The organism is uncultured Kiloniella sp. (assembly GCF_937128705.1).
GTDB lineage: Bacteria > Pseudomonadota > Alphaproteobacteria > Kiloniellales > Kiloniellaceae > Kiloniella.
Map to the genome: position 1 here is coordinate 1 of NZ_CAKZMP010000098.1, position 18,675 is coordinate 18,675.

20 protein-coding genes and 1 riboswitch are annotated in these 18,675 nt (G+C 44.2%); of the genes, 11 read left to right on the top strand and 9 right to left on the bottom strand.

The window, feature by feature from the left end; genetic code table 11:
- Positions 1–143 precede the first annotated feature (143 nt).
- On the bottom strand, positions 144–923 hold the full coding sequence (gene yaaA, locus Q0241_RS05685; RefSeq protein WP_299374442.1) for a peroxide stress protein YaaA: 780 nt from the start codon (positions 921–923) through the stop codon (positions 144–146).
- Positions 924–1,170: 247 nt separating this feature from the next.
- On the opposite strand from yaaA, the gene Q0241_RS05690 reads away from it, so the two are divergent.
- From Q0241_RS05690 to map, 3 genes are all read left to right on the top strand, one after another.
- A complete protein-coding gene (locus tag Q0241_RS05690) occupies positions 1,171–2,400 on the top strand; it encodes a bifunctional alpha/beta hydrolase/OsmC family protein (RefSeq protein WP_299374445.1) in 1,230 nt (409 codons plus the stop codon).
- Positions 2,401–2,487: 87 nt separating this feature from the next.
- Entirely contained in the window at positions 2,488–2,742 is a 255-nt protein-coding gene (locus Q0241_RS05695; protein WP_299374448.1) for a ParD-like family protein, read from the top strand.
- Entirely contained in the window at positions 2,742–3,536 is a 795-nt protein-coding gene (gene map / locus Q0241_RS05700) for a type I methionyl aminopeptidase (RefSeq protein WP_299374451.1), read from the top strand. The genes Q0241_RS05695 and map overlap by 1 nt, the downstream gene beginning before the upstream one ends.
- Before the next feature lie 32 nt (positions 3,537–3,568).
- Here the strand turns inward: map and Q0241_RS05705 are convergent, their stop codons facing one another.
- On the bottom strand, positions 3,569–3,985 hold the full coding sequence (locus Q0241_RS05705; protein WP_299374454.1) for a GNAT family acetyltransferase: 417 nt from the start codon (positions 3,983–3,985) through the stop codon (positions 3,569–3,571).
- Between the two features lie 154 nt (positions 3,986–4,139).
- A riboswitch (FMN riboswitch) is annotated at positions 4,140–4,320 on the top strand.
- A 141-nt stretch (positions 4,321–4,461) separates the two neighbouring features.
- Between Q0241_RS05705 and ribB the strand changes: the two genes are divergently transcribed.
- The gene (gene ribB, locus Q0241_RS05710) at positions 4,462–5,151 is read left to right on the top strand and encodes a 3,4-dihydroxy-2-butanone-4-phosphate synthase (protein WP_299374457.1); all 690 of its coding nucleotides are present in this window, start codon (positions 4,462–4,464) and stop codon (positions 5,149–5,151) included.
- Positions 5,152–5,358: 207 nt separating this feature from the next.
- On the top strand, positions 5,359–5,844 hold the full coding sequence (locus Q0241_RS05715; RefSeq protein WP_299374460.1) for a DUF1203 domain-containing protein: 486 nt from the start codon (positions 5,359–5,361) through the stop codon (positions 5,842–5,844).
- An 82-nt stretch (positions 5,845–5,926) separates the two neighbouring features.
- On the opposite strand, the gene Q0241_RS05720 is transcribed toward Q0241_RS05715, so the two are convergent.
- From Q0241_RS05720 to Q0241_RS05730, 3 genes are all read right to left on the bottom strand, one after another.
- Positions 5,927–6,502, bottom strand: coding sequence for a FlgO family outer membrane protein (locus tag Q0241_RS05720; RefSeq protein WP_299374463.1), 576 nt, complete (start codon positions 6,500–6,502; stop codon positions 5,927–5,929).
- A gap of 12 nt (positions 6,503–6,514) precedes the next feature.
- Complete coding sequence (locus Q0241_RS05725; RefSeq protein ID WP_299374466.1) at positions 6,515–7,303, bottom strand: hypothetical protein; 789 nt, start codon at positions 7,301–7,303, stop codon at positions 6,515–6,517.
- Between the two features lie 149 nt (positions 7,304–7,452).
- A complete protein-coding gene (locus Q0241_RS05730) occupies positions 7,453–8,085 on the bottom strand; it encodes a hypothetical protein (RefSeq protein ID WP_299374470.1) in 633 nt (210 codons plus the stop codon).
- Between the two features lie 243 nt (positions 8,086–8,328).
- Between Q0241_RS05730 and cysQ the strand changes: the two genes are divergently transcribed.
- Positions 8,329–9,186, top strand: a complete 858-nt coding sequence (gene cysQ / locus Q0241_RS05735; protein ID WP_299374473.1) for a 3'(2'),5'-bisphosphate nucleotidase CysQ — start codon at positions 8,329–8,331, stop codon at positions 9,184–9,186.
- 14 nt (positions 9,187–9,200) lie between these two features.
- Positions 9,201–10,253: an L-threonylcarbamoyladenylate synthase gene (locus Q0241_RS05740; protein WP_299374476.1), complete on the top strand. Its 1,053-nt coding sequence runs from the start codon at positions 9,201–9,203 to the stop codon at positions 10,251–10,253.
- A gap of 19 nt (positions 10,254–10,272) precedes the next feature.
- Here Q0241_RS05740 and Q0241_RS05745 read toward each other — a convergent pair whose 3' ends face one another.
- Positions 10,273–10,881, bottom strand: a complete 609-nt coding sequence (locus Q0241_RS05745; RefSeq protein WP_299374478.1) for an HAD family phosphatase — start codon at positions 10,879–10,881, stop codon at positions 10,273–10,275.
- A gap of 125 nt (positions 10,882–11,006) precedes the next feature.
- Here Q0241_RS05745 and Q0241_RS05750 point away from each other — a divergent pair, with 125 nt between their 5' ends.
- Entirely contained in the window at positions 11,007–12,452 is a 1,446-nt protein-coding gene (locus tag Q0241_RS05750; protein ID WP_299374481.1) for an FAD-binding oxidoreductase, read from the top strand.
- Between the two features lie 68 nt (positions 12,453–12,520).
- Positions 12,521–12,985, top strand: a complete 465-nt coding sequence (locus Q0241_RS05755) for a GNAT family N-acetyltransferase (protein ID WP_299374485.1) — start codon at positions 12,521–12,523, stop codon at positions 12,983–12,985.
- Between the two features lie 102 nt (positions 12,986–13,087).
- Here the strand turns inward: Q0241_RS05755 and Q0241_RS05760 are convergent, their stop codons facing one another.
- A complete protein-coding gene (locus Q0241_RS05760) occupies positions 13,088–14,587 on the bottom strand; it encodes a CoA-acylating methylmalonate-semialdehyde dehydrogenase (protein ID WP_299374488.1) in 1,500 nt (499 codons plus the stop codon).
- Positions 14,588–14,983: 396 nt separating this feature from the next.
- On the opposite strand from Q0241_RS05760, the gene Q0241_RS05765 reads away from it, so the two are divergent.
- On the top strand, positions 14,984–16,450 hold the full coding sequence (locus tag Q0241_RS05765; RefSeq protein ID WP_299374491.1) for a PLP-dependent aminotransferase family protein: 1,467 nt from the start codon (positions 14,984–14,986) through the stop codon (positions 16,448–16,450).
- Here the strand turns inward: Q0241_RS05765 and Q0241_RS05770 are convergent.
- Entirely contained in the window at positions 16,447–16,902 is a 456-nt protein-coding gene (locus tag Q0241_RS05770) for a hypothetical protein (RefSeq protein WP_299374494.1), read from the bottom strand. The genes Q0241_RS05765 and Q0241_RS05770 overlap by 4 nt on opposite strands.
- Positions 16,903–17,094: 192 nt before the next feature.
- On the opposite strand from Q0241_RS05770, the gene Q0241_RS05775 reads away from it, so the two are divergent.
- Complete coding sequence (locus tag Q0241_RS05775) at positions 17,095–17,421, top strand: PilZ domain-containing protein (protein WP_299374497.1); 327 nt, start codon at positions 17,095–17,097, stop codon at positions 17,419–17,421.
- A gap of 87 nt (positions 17,422–17,508) precedes the next feature.
- On the opposite strand, the gene Q0241_RS05780 is transcribed toward Q0241_RS05775, so the two are convergent.
- Positions 17,509–18,501, bottom strand: a complete 993-nt coding sequence (locus Q0241_RS05780) for a GlxA family transcriptional regulator (RefSeq protein ID WP_299374500.1) — start codon at positions 18,499–18,501, stop codon at positions 17,509–17,511.
- Between the last annotated feature and the right edge of the window lie 174 nt (positions 18,502–18,675).

Genomic DNA, 18,675 nt, shown 5'->3' on the forward strand with positions numbered 1-18,675 from the left:
TGTTATTGCCTATCAGCTTGAAAAGCACGGATTTAAAGGCGCTCTAAAGGTAATTAAAGCGCAAGTCCAAACACTACAGACAGCTCACTAAGATCTGTTCTTTTTTAGTGTCGTAAATATTGCTGAGCTAGGGAAACAAGCTTTTACGCTTTGCCGTGCTCACGCGTAAAGACGAACTCGGATGTATTCGAAAGATCAGACCGATAAGAATACCCGCCAGCCGTAAAATCTTTCAATCCTTCCACTTTGTCTATTTGCTCCTGAATCATGTATCGGGCCATCATTCCGCGCGCGCGCTTAGCTGAAAAACTTATTATTTTGGCTACACCATCCTTAATTTCTTTAAAGACGGGAGTGATGACTGTGCCCTCTAAATTTTTGACCTGAACAGCTTTAAAGTATTCATTAGAAGCAACATTAACCAAGACTTTATCATCTTGGTCAGCAAGCTGCTTATTCAGTTCTTTTGTAATTTTATCACCCCAAAAATCATACAAGTCTTCACCGTGGGGATTCCGAAGCTTTGTTCCCATTTCCAAGCGATAGGGCTGCATGAGATCCAAAGGACGAAGTAATCCGTAAAGCCCTGAAAGAATACGGAGATGATCCTGAGCATACTTTAATTCATCATTACTAAGACTTGCCGCGTCCAGGCCAACATAGGTATCACCCTTGAAGGTATCAACCGCTACTTTTGCGTTATCCAAGGTAAAAGGAAAAGAGAACTGACGGTAGCGCTGATAATTTAAGTCTGCCAGATTTTCACTAATACCCATCAGATTTCTAAGATCTGCACGGGTTAAATCTTTCGCCACAGAAAGAAGATCTTGTATCTGGTCCTCAAAGACAGGCTGAGAAGTTAAAAAATCTGTTTTAGCTGCACTCTCGTCTAGTTTTTTGGCAGGAGAAACAACAGCTAACATGAGAACCTCGGCATACAGATAATAATGAGTTAAGTTTGTTTTATAACGTAAGAACTAAAGCATCAACAAACAAGAAGCATATCCCCTTTTTCGCTATTTTTTTGGCCTTATTCTGATCACAATTGCTCACCAAAAGCTTACAATCAAAAATGCTCATCACGTGATACTCTGCTGGGCATGATAGTATACTTGGCTTGGTAGATACTGGGCTTGTTAATTAATCTACAAACGTTCGACGGATGACCTCATGCAGCGGCTTAAGCTTACATTTGAAAACTCTCAAGGTAATGCTCTTTCAGGAGCTCTTGAATTACCTGATCAGAAACCATTAGGTTATGCTCTCTTTGCACATTGTTTTTCTTGTGGGAAAGACATTCCTGCAGCCACAAGAATTAGCCGTAGTCTTGTCGAAAAAGGATTTGCTGTGTTCCGGTTTGATTTCACAGGACTAGGTGGCAGCAACGGTGACTTTGGGAACACGAACTTTTCATCCAACGTCTCAGATTTAGTTTCGGCGTCCGAATTACTCAAAGAACAATACCAGGCCCCAAGCCTTTTAATAGGTCATAGTCTGGGTGGTGCTGCTGTTCTTGCTGCTGCGGGCCATATACCCGAAGCCCAAGCCGTAATCACGATCGGCGCACCAAGTGATCCTGAACATGTAAGTCATCTTTTCTCAGATCAGGTAGAAACGATTGAAAAGGAAGGCGTAGCCCCCGTTAAGCTCGGGGCCCGAACTTTTAACATAACCAAGCAGTTCCTCACCGATATCTCTAACCACAATATGAAAGAGCACATCAGTAACCTGGGTAAAGCCCTGTTGGTTTTTCATTCACCCCGCGATACGACTGTCAGCATTGATGAAGCGAGTAAGATTTTTACAGCAGCCAAACATCCCAGAAGCTTTATTTCGCTTGATCAGGCCGATCATCTACTAACCAATGCTGCCGATGCGATCTATGTTGGTCATACAATCGCAGCTTGGGTAGAACGTTATGTATCAACCTCCCCTTCCCACAAAGGAAGCCTGCCGTCACCAGAAAAAGGACACGTCATTGTTAAAGAAGAAAACAAAGCCTTTTTAAGACACATAAAAACAGATCATCACAACTGGCTCGCAGATGAGCCCCTGGCAATGGGCGGTGGCAATCTGGGACCAGATCCATATGAAATGTTATTGGCAGCACTGGGCACCTGTACTTCTATGACAATTAGAATGTACGCCAACCACAAAAAATGGCCGCTGGAAGATCTAGATGTTGAGCTTTCTCACTCTCGGGAACATTGCCAAGACAGCGCTGAGTGCGAACAATCAGGACAGCAAATAGATCTCATTACCCGTAACATAACGTTAATAGGTGAAGAACTTACAGACGAGCAACGTCAACGTTTGTTACAAATAGCCGGAAAATGTCCCGTACATAAGACACTTAAGAATAAGATTGTTATACAGGATAACCTTAAGCACAAAGAGTGAGCTGACTGACTAAACAACGATGTCACTTGAAAACCTTCATCGCACTCTATATACATTTCATATACAAAACATATATGGATTCGTTAAATGGGAATTGTGAAGGTATCCAGCGAAATACACGAAAACATTCGTGTCGCGAGCAAAGCTATGACCAGATCAATCAATGCTCAGGCAGAACATTGGATGAAAGTTGGTATGCTTGCGGAAAGAAACCCGGGGCTTAATTACGGTGAAATTCTGTCACTGCTCCTCAAAGAAGCGGAGCAATCCACACAACCGGAAAATCAGAACACACCTGCGCAAAAAGCCCCGAATAGCCGGGTAACGGGAACTGACAAATAATGCAACAACCCGTCATTAAAACCTCAACTGAGATTGATAAAATGCGTGTTTCTGGCGCACTTACGGCCAAAGTCCTGGAAGAAGTCGAAAGCATCATCACGCCAGGGATTTCAACGATGGAGATCAATGATTTTTGTGACGATTTCATCCAAAATCAAATCAATGCTACTCCGGGAAGCAAAGGGCAATACGACTATCCCTTTGCCGTTAATACATCCGTTAATCATGTTATATGCCACGGCATACCATCAAAAACTGCAAAGCTGAAAAAAGGCGATATCATCAACGTCGATTTAACCGTTCTGAAAAATGGTTACTACGGTGATAGCAGCAAGATGTTTGCTGTTGGTAAAATCCAGCCTCATGCACAAAAGCTAATTGATATCACGCGAGAATGTTTGTATCAGGCGATACAGGTTGTTAAACCCGGAAAAACTTTTGGCGATATAGGATTTACAATCCAAACCCTGGCCGAAAAGAACGGTTACTCGGTTGTACAAGAATTTTGTGGCCACGGTATCGGCGCAGAGATGCATGAACCGCCAGAAGTCAGACATTACGGGAATACAGGTGAAGGTATTGTTCTCAAAGAAGGTATGACCTTTACAATTGAACCCATGATCAATCAGGGCAAGGCGGCCATAAGACAACATCCTGATGGCTGGACCGTATCGACAAAAGATCGACGCTTATCAGCCCAATGCGAACACACGATACTGGTGACAGCCAAAGGGTATGAAATATTAACCTATCGCGACGAAGAGAAAGAGTTTATCCCGAGGACAACGTCGTAAATGATGTTGATGGCAATGCCATAAATAACAACTTAATCACCTAACCTCTTCCCCATACTAACGCGAGGTTCAATGCTGTAGCCAAGGCTTTGATATAGCTTAACAGCCCCTTCATTGCCATCGCGTACTTGTAAATTCAATTTCGTACATCCGAGAGAAGCAAGTGCTTTTTCGGCAAGAGCAAGTAACTTACTGGCAATACCTTTCCGTCGATGGCTCGGTGTGACAACAACACTATATATCCAGCCTCGACGGCCGTCATACCCGGCCATAGTCGAACCGACAATCGTATCACCGTCTGCTGCAACAAAGAGTAAGCCGGGTTGATAGCTTTCTTTACTATCCAAAATATCCGTCGCTTTATTCCAGAGCGACGGATTGGGATCATCTTCTTCCCATAAACGGATTACCCCTGCCCTGTCTTCTGGGCGATAAGACCTGATATCCATAGTTCCCTCTTTATTGGACAGCTCCAGCGAATGCTTGCTTTCACAAGTCGCATATTTTGTCAAAGTTGGCGGTTTCCGACTTGCCTAGATCAAAGATATTGGTCTAGGGTTACCCTACTTGAAAGAAGATTCTTTTAAGTATGTGCAATTAGGCGCTTGTTCTCAGGGCAGGGTGAAATTCCCGACCGGCGGTAACTTTTGAACGCAATATGCAGAAGAAAGAAGCCCGCGAGCGCCCTTGGCTTTAAGATCTTTCGGGATCGAAAACCAAGGGGTCAGCAGATCTGGTGAAACTCCAGAGCCGACGGTAACAGTCCGGATGGGAGAGGATAGGCAGGAATAAACATGGCGGTAAGCCTGTTTGTTCTGCGTGTGCGGATGAGCTGTATCGAGCTGTGTATCTGGCAGATATTAATCATTCGCCCTTTCTGAACACGCCCTGATTCTGGTTACGCCGCTTATTAGGAGTGACAACCATGAATCAGATCGCAAATGATCATAATAATAGCCACCAGTCTCTGCTGGCGCAGTTCGGTACGCCGTATGAAAGAGTTGAAAAAGCTCTTACTTTCATGCGTGCTGGTAAAGGTGTCCTTGTCGTTGATAACGAAGACAGAGAAAATGAAGGCGATCTCATTTTCGCTGCTGAGACACTGACGAATGAACAGATGGCAATGCTTATCCGCGAATGTAGCGGTATCGTATGCCTTTGTATGACGGACGAAAAACTTCGTAGTCTTGATTTACCGCAAATGGTACAGGACAACAACTCGTCAATGGGAACTGGCTTTACGGTTACCATCGAAGCAAAGGTTGGGGTCACCACCGGTGTATCCGCAGCCGACCGTGTCACAACAGTCAAAACCGCAATTGCTGATGACTGTAAACCTGACGACTTGGCCCGTCCTGGTCATGTGTTCCCTTTGCGCGCCATGGCTGGCGGAGTTCTCACACGTCAAGGACACACAGAAGCTACCTGTGACCTATCAGCTATGGCGGGATGGAAGCCAGCCGGGGTTCTATGTGAAGTGACCAACCCCGATGGCACAATGGCCCGCTTGCCCGAAATTATTGAGTTCGGGCAAAAACACAATCTACCTGTTGTCTCTATTGACGATATTATCTTGTATCGCAAGAAAACAGAAACAGCTGCAATGGCTGTGTAAATAACAGTAATTCATGCTTATCACGACAAGGAGGCCTCTTATTTTAAGGGGCCTCTTTCTTTTCTGGGTTATCTTTATTGAATTACCCCTTTATTGAATTACCCCTTTATTGAATTACCCCTTTATTGAATTACAGGGCAAGAATCAGATATTCTGAACGAGCCTTTATCCGTTACCCCATTCCTCTATAAATTTATGGAGGTAACAATGTTAGAAAAAACAACAAACATTCAGTTTATTGCAATTCCAACAGAACGTGCACGACACCTTCAATCCGGTGGTACGGATGAAAATGGACACGAGCCAGAGACAATGGTTTCAGATGGCAACGGGTTTCCTTGTCGCCATTGCTTGAAAGGCATCGAAAAGAATGAAGAAGTTCTGGTGGTTGCATATCGCCCCTTCCCAGAAAAACAACCATATGCTGAATCCGGCCCTATTTTCCTACACAAGAAAGCTTGTACCTCTCAACAGAGCAACGGGAAAATACCAGATAATATAAAATCGCAGGGAATCACTCTTATTCGGGGATACAACAGTGAAAACAGGATTGTTTATGGCACAGGAAAAACCATCAAATCATTAGACATTGAAGCAGAAGCATTAAGAATGTTCGAAGCAGATAATGTTGCCTACATACATGCACGATCAGCCACAAACAATTGTTTCACATGTCGCATTGAACGTGCCTAATTTTCATGTCGTTCTGATCATCCTGAAATATAAAAAGCCCTGTGTTAACACAGGGCTTTAGTTTTTGAACGAACAGATCTTGCTATTGAACGAGCACCCATCCGCCATTAGTTTTCTTAGGCAACATAGATGCTATATCAGCATCTTTTTCAATTCGGAAATCGGTTGCAGATAGGACGCGGCCATCCCCGGCGCGAAGTAAGCGCAGATTAACAAAAACACTATGTTCGCTGATAGAGTAAGTTCCGGTTAAAACAGCCTGAGCATTTTGACGACCAGCCAAAAATGCAAGATCCCGGGAAAGCATCAACTCACCTTGTCTTGGACGAACGGCCAGCGAGTCCCGCATTTTAACCTCTGAAACACTATAGCCTAATTGTGCAATACGTCCGGAAAGCTGCTCACCAACTGTACGTCCAAATGTTGAACTGGTCTCCAGCGCATCAATATCAACAATCGACGAGACAAGAACAGACGCATTCTGATCCAACACTTGGTTAGATGTCATTACCAAGGTATCAGCAGCCCTATAAACCTCTGGCAACAATTCAACAGTTGTCTTCGGTTTTTCAACGGGTTCGCTATACACATTAAGAGATTGCGGTGAACAACCAGCTAATCCAATTATCAGCGCAGTCGACAGAAAAAGATGTTTCATAGTCATAACTCCCTACTGCGTCACAATGGCGATGGTTTGCACAGGTAATTTTTCTTCCGGCTTTGTGAGCGTAGCACGTGTTGGGCGGTCTGCGGGTAAACTTGTCATATACAAAGAAAGCTCTTCCGGACGAATATAAAGGACTTCTGATTTCTGGTGAACCAATTCTGCGCCATGAGCAACTGATGTCGTCAACACCAATTCAGCATCTGTAACGGCGCCATAATCAATTAATCCACGAACGAGTTCCGTTGCAACCAATCCAGCACCAATTGTACTCAAAGATCCCCAAGTCCCGTACTCTCGAATACCAATAGCAGTGGCCAGACCAAAAACAGATTCAGGCGATGCAGGCAAACGATACCCCTTATCATCATAGAAAAAGCTTTGTACTTGATAATTTACGATGATCGCATCTTTGGGAGAGGAAACAACAGGAACGCCTTTTGCCAGAAGTTCATTTTCAAGAATGCGTTTAAATGCGCGACTAAAGGGCATATCAAACGGGCCAGGTTGAACATAGAAAGGTTTAGGTGATGAATAGCTCGACGGCGCCTTCTCTTTCCCACCAGACGACGCGGCCTCTATAACAGGCGAAACCCCAAAGTCAGGCATTGCAGATAAATCGGACACAATGCGTGTTGAAGATCTCTGTCCCAGAAGATTCCAGTCATTCCAGGTAAGAACTTTGTATTGGCTGTGGGTCGTTTGAGGCTCTTGATCACGCTTCACCCAAGGCTTTCCACAAGCAGACAAAGTAAAGCTGGCAATAGCCAAAAGTATCACGGCTGGCTTCAACATGAAGCATCTCCAATACAGATTCAACACACGGCAATGTTAGACATTCATACTTATGCCTAACACCTGTTTACCGATAAACTCTTTCTGTACCGTTAATTTTCAGATGAAACTTAGTTCAATTATGCATCAAATTGAAAGTTCAACGAAAATCAGTTCACGCCACCCTCTGGCACCCAGCCCGTTTGCCACTGTTCCAGCGGGGATAAAGTCGCCTTTTCACCGTTCTTAAAAAAGGAACTATCGACAGACCACATATTGGATTTAGCACTATTATTCCCTGTGACCTGTTCCAGCACTGCCGTCGCATGAAGTATATTACCGTTAACCCAGCTTCGTAACATCGGCTCTCTCAATGCATGATATTTCAATAGGCCATCTCTCTCGATCAGAGAGATAAAATTAGAGGCATTAACTGCTTCATCAATGCAATCCAGTTGTCGATCACCAACGTCACTGATAAAGGTGCCTGCCTTATCTTTATCAGTACCGTTTTGCTGACCTGCAATTGCTTCTATACGCCCGATGGCAACTGTTATCGCCTGTCGTTCTTCGGCAGGTGAAAGTTCTTTCGCTTTAAATAACTTCTGTATCTCAAGCCACTGACCTTCACTTAACGAAACCAGTCCCTTGTGCTGACACCCATGACCGTAACAGTAACCGACTTCATCAACATCATAAGAGGTCGACAGGTGAGACAAAGCTTTCTCTGATGGTTTTGTAACATTGCAACCCGTGACTGCTAGTAACAAGAACATTCCAGAAATCAATAAGCTTTTGGACACAGAAAACTCCATCAAGGTAAAAATATCAGCCGCAGAAATGCCACTAGGCACCATCGATTGCAACAAGATATCGACACAGAAAGGTTGAACGAGATAATTTTATGACGATATTTCCTAAGAGATCCGCAGTTATCCATGTAAAATTCTAGACAGTGCAAGACAGATAAGCTACCAGCTTCATCTTGTAGAGACTGATAACGATATATCAGAGCTATAATTGACAGCTCACCCAAGGAGAAACCAATGAGCCAGCTGCAAATTCCAACAGAAATTCCTGTTCACGACGACAATCGTGATTTGATGAATGCGCTGCTCATGATTGCTCAACGGGCGGGTGAGATCATTATGGAAATTTACAACAGGCCTTCCGGAATTGAGGTAGAGGAAAAGGATGACTCCTCCCCCGTCACCGAAGCCGATAAAGCTGCGGAAGCATTTATTCTCGGTGCATTGAATACTGTAACACCAGATATTCCCGTCGTTTCAGAAGAAGCTGCCTCCGCAGGCGAAACGCCTGAAATTGACAATGGGTTATTTTGGCTGGTTGATCCTGTTGATGGCACAAAAGAATTTATCAATAAAAACGGTGAATTCACCGTTAACATCGGCCTGATCGAAAACGGCATTCCCGTTGCAGGCGTTGTCCATGCCCCTGCAAAAGGATTAACCTGGGTATCTGCAGATATCTGTGTTTTCTTTGAAGAAGGATACGAACCAGTTGTCGCTCAGGTACGTTCAATTCCTGCCGAAGGAGCCACCGTTGTCGCTAGCCGACGCCATGGTGATAACGACGACTTAAATGCCTTCTTGAAAACCCGTAAAATCCACGAACAAATCGGTGCTGGCTCTTCCCTTAAAATTTGTTTAATCGCGGCTGGCAGAGCAGACCTTTATCCGCGTTTTGGTCCGACAATGGAATGGGATACGGCCGCTGCGCATGCTGTTCTTCTTGCTGCCGGGGGACATCTGAGCGATGCGGATGGAGATCCTTTGACCTATGGAAAATTCAATTTCCGAAATCCGTATTTTGTTGCCGAAGGCGAACATCTGGATGCCGGTTTTGATTTATCTGACGAAGACCTTTCCACAGAAGAAACGTAAACAGATTTAATCCGATGGAATCAGTTTCCCAAAACAGATATCCAAATATCTTTAATGCAGACCAAGCAGGGTTGTTGAATGCTTGCAACTTGCTGCGTTCGGGTGAACTGGTCGCATTCCCAACAGAGACTGTTTATGGGCTTGGGGCTGATGCAACAAACCCAAAAGCCTGCGCATCTATATACGAAGCAAAGGGCAGACCAAGCTTCAATCCTTTGATCGTTCACTTCCATGATTTATCAGAGGCCCAAAAACGGGTCGTCTTTAATACAAAGGCGGAAAAGCTTGCCCAAGTCTTCTGGCCGGGTCCTTTAACGCTGGTTTTACCCAGAACAGAAAACTGCGATATTGCTGAACTTTGTTCTGCTGGTTTACCCAGCCTTGCTGTGCGTGTACCAGGCCACTCAATCGCCCATGCTTTACTCAAGCAATCAGGCCTTCCGCTGGCAGCCCCCAGCGCTAATGCATCCGGCAAGATAAGTCCGACAAAATCGGAACATGTCGCCTATTCATTAGGAAACAAAGTATCCTGTATCCTAGATGGCAAAGACACAGCTTGCGCAGTTGGACTTGAATCAACAGTCATTGATTTAACAGGAGACATTCCCGTGCTTCTTCGCCCGGGGAATATTACCAAGGAAGAGATAGAAACTGTTATAGGCTCCATCCAACTTGGCAAATCCTTAATGGAAAGCAAAGCAGAGCAACAAGTTTCATCTGAGACACCAACAACAGAAGATACATGCCAAACACAGAATCCGCTTAAATCCCCCGGCCTTTTGAAAAGCCATTACGCCCCCACACTCCCGTTACGGTTAAACGCTACAGAAGTAGCAGGAGATGAAGCCCTGCTCGCCTTTGGCAACAAACCATTGTTAGGTTCATCATGTTGCCTAAACCTAAGTGAAGAAGGCGATTTGTTAGAGGCAGCTGCAAATCTTTTTTCAGCTCTTCACGAGCTGGATCAAAAACAAGGTATCCAAGGCATTGCGGTCATGCCAATCCCCGATACGGGTTTGGGCCTTGCAATTAATGATCGACTAAAACGCGCGGCTGCCCCCAGATAAATACACCCTTTAAATCTATCTAGCCTTTTAAAACCCCGAACTCTTGCAACGCTTTATTCATGAGTGCTGGTTCTGTGAAGTGGATCGCTTTGAACCCCAAATCCTTGGCAACCATAATATTATCTTCACGGTCATCAATAAAAACGCACTCTTCCGCTTTCAAAGAAAAGTCAGATAACAAACGGTGGTAAATCCTTGGATCCGGTTTTGCCAGTTTAACAGTGCCAGAGACCGTTATGCCTTTGAAATACTGTAAAAAGGGAAAGCGTTTTTGAGCGTGAGGAAATGTCTCTTCCGACCAATTTGTTAAACCATAAAGCGGCGTCCGTTGAGCATGGAGTTTTTCAAGCGTTTCAACCGTTCCTGTAATTTCATCCCCAAGTGTATCGGGCCATCTTGTCAATAACAGGGCGAGCGCCTCTTTATATTCAGGAAATTTCCCCTGCAACTCACCAATGACACTGGAAAAACTTTCTCCGGCATCCAACCTGTGATTTGCCTCAAAGGTAAAGACATCACTTAAGTAACGCTCCATTTCTTCTGTACTGGAAAATTCTGGTTGGTAAAGGTAACGCAAATTCCAATCAATAAGCACGCCACCAAAATCGAAAACAACATTTTTTATCATGAATCTCTCGAGAAAAATCTGTTAAAACAAACGGGTAAAAGAATATTTCTGGCCCCCCAGAGAAAAGAGATTTAGGCTTAGGCCATCCCTTATCAATCAATCTTACAAGAAATCCTGTCAAAATAATGACCGACAAAAATATTTCTCCGAAGCTTCCCAAAGAATTCCTTTCTGACCTGGAAACAGCTATCGGCGCCAAGGCGATGATTACCAACCTTGATGACATTGCCCCTTATATGGTTGAGCAACGGGGTCGTTTTGTCGGGGAAACATCTTTGGTTGTAACCCCCAAAACAGCAGGGGAAGTATCAGACATAGTCAAACTATGTGCAGAACATAATATCGGAATAGTTCCTCAAGGCGGCCATACCGGGCTTGTAAGTGGCGGCATACCCTTTGTTGGTGACAATGCCATCGTACTTAACACCAGCCGCCTGAATAAAATACGGGCTATTGATCCGGTAAATAACACCATGATTGTCGAAGCCGGCTGTATTTTACAGACAATACAAGAATATGCAGCAAAACATGATCGCCTGTTTCCTTTATCCCTAGGCGCAGAAGGCAGTTGTCAGATTGGCGGGAATATTGCGACGAATGCCGGCGGCATTAATGTCATCCGCTACGGGAATACACGACAACTTGTGCTAGGCTTAGAAGTCGTTACTCCTACGGGTGAAATATGGAATGGCCTTAGGGCCTTGCAAAAGGATAATACAGGCTATGACCTGAAACAGCTCTACATTGGATCAGAAGGTACACTCGGGATTATCACAGCAGCCGTTCTTCAACTGTTTCCAAAACCGAAAGAGCAACAAACTGCAATTCTGGCACTTAAAGACCTAGAAGACGCCCTGCCGTTACTCAATCTGGCTCAATCAATGCTCGGTGATGCGTTGACCTCTTTCGAGCTATTGCCACGGATTGGTATAGATTTCTCTCTTAAACATGGTCAAGGCGTGGTTGATCCAATTGCAGGGCGATATGATTGGTACATTCTGATGGAAGCTTCTGTCGCGATCACCCATTCCAACCTACAAGAGCTTTTCGAAAGTTATTTGGAAACAGCCTTTGAAAGAAATTGGGTACAGGATGGTGTCTTGGCGCAAAACAAAGCGCAATCCGATAGCTTTTGGTTACTACGGGAAAACATCACACTGTGCCAAAGACCAGAAGGTGGCTCCATAAAACACGATGTTTCTGTTCCTGTTTCATCCGTACCTGCCTTTATCAAGACAGCCAATGAAGCCGTTCAGAAAATGATCCCAGGTATTCGACCTCATCCCTTTGGTCATTTAGGTGATGGCAACATTCACTACAATCTATCCCAGCCTCTGGATATGGATAAACAGGATTATTTGAATCGCTGGGAAGAAGTAAACAGGGTTGTTCACGACATCGTACATAGCTTTAACGGATCAATTTCAGCTGAACATGGCATAGGCCGTGTCAAACGAGATGAAAACCAACACTACAAATCACCAGTAGAAATGCAATTAATGAAAAGTATAAAAACCACGTTAGACCCCAAGGGCATTATGAACCCCGGAAAGTTAATACCAGAAAATTAGTACCTAAAAATCAAGACCCGTGAGCTAATAGCGATAAATTAAATTTCCTCAAAAGAGTGCATTCAGTAATGATTATTAGACCCCATAAGGCAGAAGATGCGGCCGAGCTGTTGCAACTGTTTCACGATACAGTCCACAACGTAAATATTCAGGACTATAGTCAAGAACAAATAAATGCGTGGGCACCGGAAAATTTTGACCTCAATCGTTGGCAGGAAAGAACAAAAGGTTATTTTATTTTCGTTGCAGAGGACGATAGCGGCATCGTTGGTTTTGCAGAACTTGAAACCAATGGTCACATCGATTGCTTTTATGTCCACCATCAAAAACAGGGTCTTGGTATCGGACACAAGCTAATTGAAGAAATAGAGCGAAAAGCCAAGGCCCTCAACCTGAATGAAATCTTCGCCGAAGTCAGCATTACAGCACGACCATTTTTTGAGAGAAAAGGTTTCAGAGTTCTAGAGGAACAAGAAGTTTCTATCAGGGGACAGAACCTTAAAAACTATAAAATGAATAGACTTCTTGTATAACCAATAACGGGCATCACTCTGCCTAACCATACCTGATTCAACAGATAGAAAAAGCCCCGGACGATTGGGCGTTCCGGGGCTTCTAACGAATACGAATGAAATTTATTTCATTGTCGGCATCATAAATTCGGCACCACTACGAATGCCCGTTGGCCAACGAGTTGTGACCGTCTTCAAACGGGTGTAGAAACGAATACCTTCAGGACCGTGCATGGAATGATCACCAAACAGAGATCTTTTCCAGCCGCCAAATGAATGGAATGCCATTGGTACCGGAATTGGCACATTTACCCCAACCATACCGATTTGGATTTTGTGCGAAAATTCGCGCGCGGAATCTCCGTCACGGGTAAAGATAGCGGTACCATTTCCGTATTCATGATCGTTGACCAACTTAACAGCTTCATCAAAGGTATCGACACGAACAACGGCCAACACTGGACCAAAGATCTCTTCTTTGTAGATGGTCATATCCGATGTGACGTTATCGAACAAACACCCACCGATGAAATAGCCGTTTTCAAGGCCTTCCGGTTTTTTACCGCGACCATCCACAACCAGTTTCGCGCCTTCATTCACGCCAGCATCAACAAAGCCAGTGACCTTTGCCAGATGCTCCGCAGAGATCAATGCCCCCATTTCGGCGTCAGCAACCTCGTAATGTGCAATTTTAAGAGCTTCAACTTTAGGCGCCAGCTTCTCAATAAGAGTATCCGCAGCTTCATCACCAACCGCAACAGCAACTGAAATGGCCATACAACGTTCGCCCGCGGAACCGTAAGCAGCCCCCATGAGCGCATCAACAGCTTGATCCATGTCGGCATCCGGCATCACAACCATATGGTTCTTTGCACCACCAAGAGCCTGAACCCGTTTACCATTCGCTGTACCTGTTTTATATACATATTCAGCAATCGGAGTTGATCCAACAAAGCTAATCGCTTTAACACGCTCGTCTTCCAACAGAGTGTCAACAGCTTCCTTATCACCATTGACAACGTTGAGAACACCATCTGGCAAACCAGCTTCTTTCAGAAGCTCGGCAAGTCGCAAGGGGCAAGATGGATCTTTTTCAGAAGGCTTCAGAACAAAGGTGTTACCGCAAGCGATTGCGATAGGGAACATCCACATGGGAACCATTGCCGGAAAGTTGAACGGTGTGATCCCCGCACAAACACCAACGGGTTGACGCGCAGAGTGACTATCGACACCAGTGCCAACATTTTCACTATGCTCACCTTTCAAAAGATGTGGAATACCACACGCAAATTCGACAACTTCCAAACCACGGGTGATTGACCCCACAGCATCGCTAATCACTTTACCATGCTCAGCGCTAACCATGGCCGCTAACTCATCCATGTTCTGTTCAATAAGCTCTTTGAACTTGAACATGACCCGCGCGCGGCGCAATGGTGGTGTTGCCGCCCACCCCGGTAACGCGGCTTCGGCTACAGCAATCGCGTCCCGAACTTCTTCAGCAGACGCCAATGCCACTTCACCAGAAACCTGCCCCAAAGCAGGGTTGTGAATCTTGGCTGATCGACCGCCTTTTCCTGCGATCTTTTGTCCATTAATAAAGTGCCCAATTTGTTGGCTCATTCGCCTACTCCCACATTACTAGTTTCAGCGATTTACACGCCGTAACAAGGTTTTCAATTTCGTATTTATCATTTTGAATTTTCACATTTTCGCTTGATGGCATTCGCAAAAATAACTTCTATTCCTAGCTAATACTTAAGAGTTAGAGCGTCCTTGCTCATATATCCAGTTTTATCTATTCTCTATATCCAGATAAAAATTCACGCCTTCTTCGGCTATATTTTCTGTGGATAAATTCCATACCAAATATACGTAAGGAAATTTTTGAATTTAACAGCCAACACAACAAATAGAATATACTATTCAAAATAATAAATTTTCAGAATATTAATTCCATATTGAGTAAGTATCAGGCGCATCCCCTGAATTCAAGAAAAAGACAAAGGATTCCACATTATGTCAGAAAGCCTTTTCATTCTGGACAAGGAAAGCGATGAATCTCTCCAATTACAGATCAGGAGAAAGTTTGTTTCTGCGATTTTAGGGGGAAGCTTACCAGCTAGAGAACCTGTTCCCTCCAGTCGAAAACTGGCTGAACAACTAGATGTGTCTCGGATCACTGTCACTCAGGCTTATAATTCTCTGATCGATGACGGATATCTGACATCCAGAGAACGCAGTGGTATCTATGTCAGCGATCGTCTAACCCTTCCATTAACCCGAGACCAGCGTCAACAACCAAAGGAAGCCCCCTTACCTAGCCCTGTTTTCCAGCAAATGAAACATCGGCCTAGTCACCAGCAAAACATTGAAAAACCAGCAAACTGGCGGGATTACCCTTATCCTTTTGTGACAGCTCAGGTTGATAAGTCACTCTTCCCGATTGCCGCGTGGAGAGAGTGCTCTAGACAGGCTTTAAGCCTGAATGCGATGGCCGATTGGACTGAAGACCGCCTAGGAACTGACGATCCCTTTCTCGTTGAACAGATCAGAACGCGGCTACTTCCCACACGTGGCATTCATGCAAGTGAAGAAGAAATTTTGGTAACAGCTGGTGCTCAAAACAGCCTTTATATACTTTGCCGCCTTTTCCTTAACAACAATACCTTGTTTGGTATGGAAAACCCGGGTTACCCGGACCTCCGGAATATTATTCAGTGTATCGGTTCACGTATACGGTACCTAAAACTGGACAATCATGGACTAATCCCTGACCAACAAATAGACACCTGCAATGTCCTGGCCGTCACGCCAAGCCACCAATTTCCAACAACCGTCACCATGCCCCTACAAAGAAGAAAGGAATTGCTTGAACGTGCAGAAACCAACAACACCTTAATCATTGAAGATGATTATGAGCCTGAATTGAATTTTGAAAGCTCTCCAACCCCTGCCCTGAAATCCCTCGATAATGCCGGACGTGTCGTTTATGTGGGCAGTCTTTCCAAGTCTTTCTTTCCCGGATTACGACTTGGGTACCTCGTTGCTTCAAAAGAAATTATCCAAGAAGCAAGAGCGCTTGGCCGACTTATGCATCGACATACCCCAACCAACAATCAACGGACGATGGCACTGTTCCTCGCTCTTGGACATCACGATGCTTTGCGCAAAAAATTAAGGAAGATTTATAAAAACAGATGGCTCGAGATGAAAACGGGACTGGAAACAATCGGTCTTAATTTTCAAAGATCTTCCGGAGGATCAAGCTTTTGGGTCAACGGTTCCAAAGACCTGGACAGCAAAGAGTTATTGCAAGAAGCCCTAAAGAAAGGTGTTGTTCTGGAACCCGGTGCAATTTACTACTTTGACGCAATTCCACCAAAAAATAATTTCCGTCTTGGATACACAGCAATCGAACATTCATCAATCAATAACGGCTTAGAGCAGCTTCGTCTTGCATTGAACGGGATAAATAAAACTTAATGAAGTGTCAGCCCAACAGTTGGAACTAAAACAAACTCTTCATCATCAATTAATTCCGGCATGGCCAGCATTACATCCTCTTGCTGCGAATCATCAGAATGCATATAAAAAGAAAGCATTCCCTGATCGAGGAAGGGTGTGGGACGATAAGAGTGCTCAGCATCTGTTGATACGATATCAATCTCAGTAAGAGCCTCACCAACATCGTCCAAAAATAAATCCGACATTTTGGACGAAATCGTTTCAATAGATCGAAGAGATTGATTTAAATCGCCAGAATCGGGCTGTGCATGGTTTTCAAAAGCAATTGAATTCGCCAACATATCCTGCAAAGCATGTACTCCTTGCTCTGAACCAGCTGGTATACTCAAAAGGCCTCTCTCTGCCTTTACCAGATGTTCTTCCCTGAATGTGTCAGCATAACTTTCGCTCAATTGTGCAACAGCAACCATAATACCCTCCTACAAGCAGGACTATTTTAGAAAATTAAATCTAAAATTTGCGTTAAATATTCGTTGACAGAAATTAACCATAAATTGTGATTTGCATTCTTTTGCCCGCTAGCTACAAACTGCTTAAAGTTTTTTTAATCACAATCAGTTATCGATAATTTCAACTCAAATGCTGTAAGGGAGATCTAGACGGTGAGTAAATCAGTTGAAGACCGCAGGGTATTTCCAAGGGCAGAAGTGATTCTGGCAGGGCGCGTTGATGGTAACCTGCGGAAAAAAGACTGCGCTGTCATGGATATCTCTTTAACTGGGGCAAAGCTCGAGTTTGATCAGCCTTTAACAGGCGAAACGATCGAAACTCTTCGCTTTTCAAAATCGGCAGCTCTCAATGTTTCTGTTGCTTGGGATCATGGCACAAATGTCGGCGTTAACTTCACCGATGCGCCCCATGACATCGCCAACGTTCTTGAGCCTCTTTTACCCAAAAGCTGCTTTGAGCCTTTTGATAACAAAAAATAAAACGCCTATTATTAATAGGAAACAAAAAAATCCTGCGAAACGATTTCGCAGGATTTTTTTTAATACATAGATTGTTTCATCAGAAAACTAAACGTCTTCTTCTTCCCCTGGAAGCCCCGGAAGGCCCCGCTCTTTTCTTGGTGTTCTGCCAAAGAAATCGCGATAACATTTAGAAAAGTGGGACGCCGATACAAAACCACACGCCAAAGCCACATCAATAACAGACATATTTGTTTGCAGTAGGAGAAGGCGAGCTTTGTTTAATCTCAGTTCCAAATAATATCGCGCAGGAGAACGGCCAAGATATTTACGAAAGAGTCGTTCTAGCTGCCGGGTTGAGAGCCCCGCATCTTTAGCCAACTGAATACGCGTCAAAGGCTCTTCCAAGTTTTCTTCCATCAACTTGATAACTGCCAGCAGTTTTGGATGCCGCACACCCAATCGAACTGGCATAGACATACGCTGTTGATCATGTTCATCACGAATACGATCATGCATAAACTGGTTTGCGACTTCCCCTGCCAGCTCATGCCCATACTGGGACGAAATAATATTGAGCATCATATCAAGCGAGGCAGTTCCACCAGCACAGGTGAAGCGGTTTCGATCGATTTCGAACAGTTCTGGGGTAACTTCGATTTCGGGAAAATCTTCTAGAAATCCAGCCAAATTTTCCCAATGAATTGTACAGCTGTAATCATCAAGTAACCCAGCTTTTGCCAAAATATGGGCTCCGGTACAAAGAGCTCCAATATCAACGCCTTTTCTCTCAATACGGCGTAACCAGGAATGAATACGCCTATCTTCTATCTTATGCGCATCTTCCCCGCTGCAAATAATTGCCGCATGAAAATTATCCAGCTCATCAAGATTAATATCCGGAGCAATAGGAATACCACAAGAAGACAATACAGGCTGATCATCTACGCTGACCAAATTCCAGCTATAGAGTTTTTTTCCTGCCTCTCTGTTCGCAAGCCTTAACGGCTCTACAGCAGATGTAAAAGCGATAAGAGAGAACTTTGGGACAAGGAAAAAAACGATGCGCTGTGGCAATTCTTGCGGGGCTTTTCTAATCATCTCTAAACTTTCACCTGACACGCATGTTAGCAATATGAAGATACATTTATTAGTAAGTGCGTATAAAGTATCACAAGAATGAAGGATAACATCATTCTCTTGCCCTAACCTTAAAAAGTACACTTATTTTATCTTGAGCTTTTTACTCTTTAAAATGCCAATTATCAGAAAGTT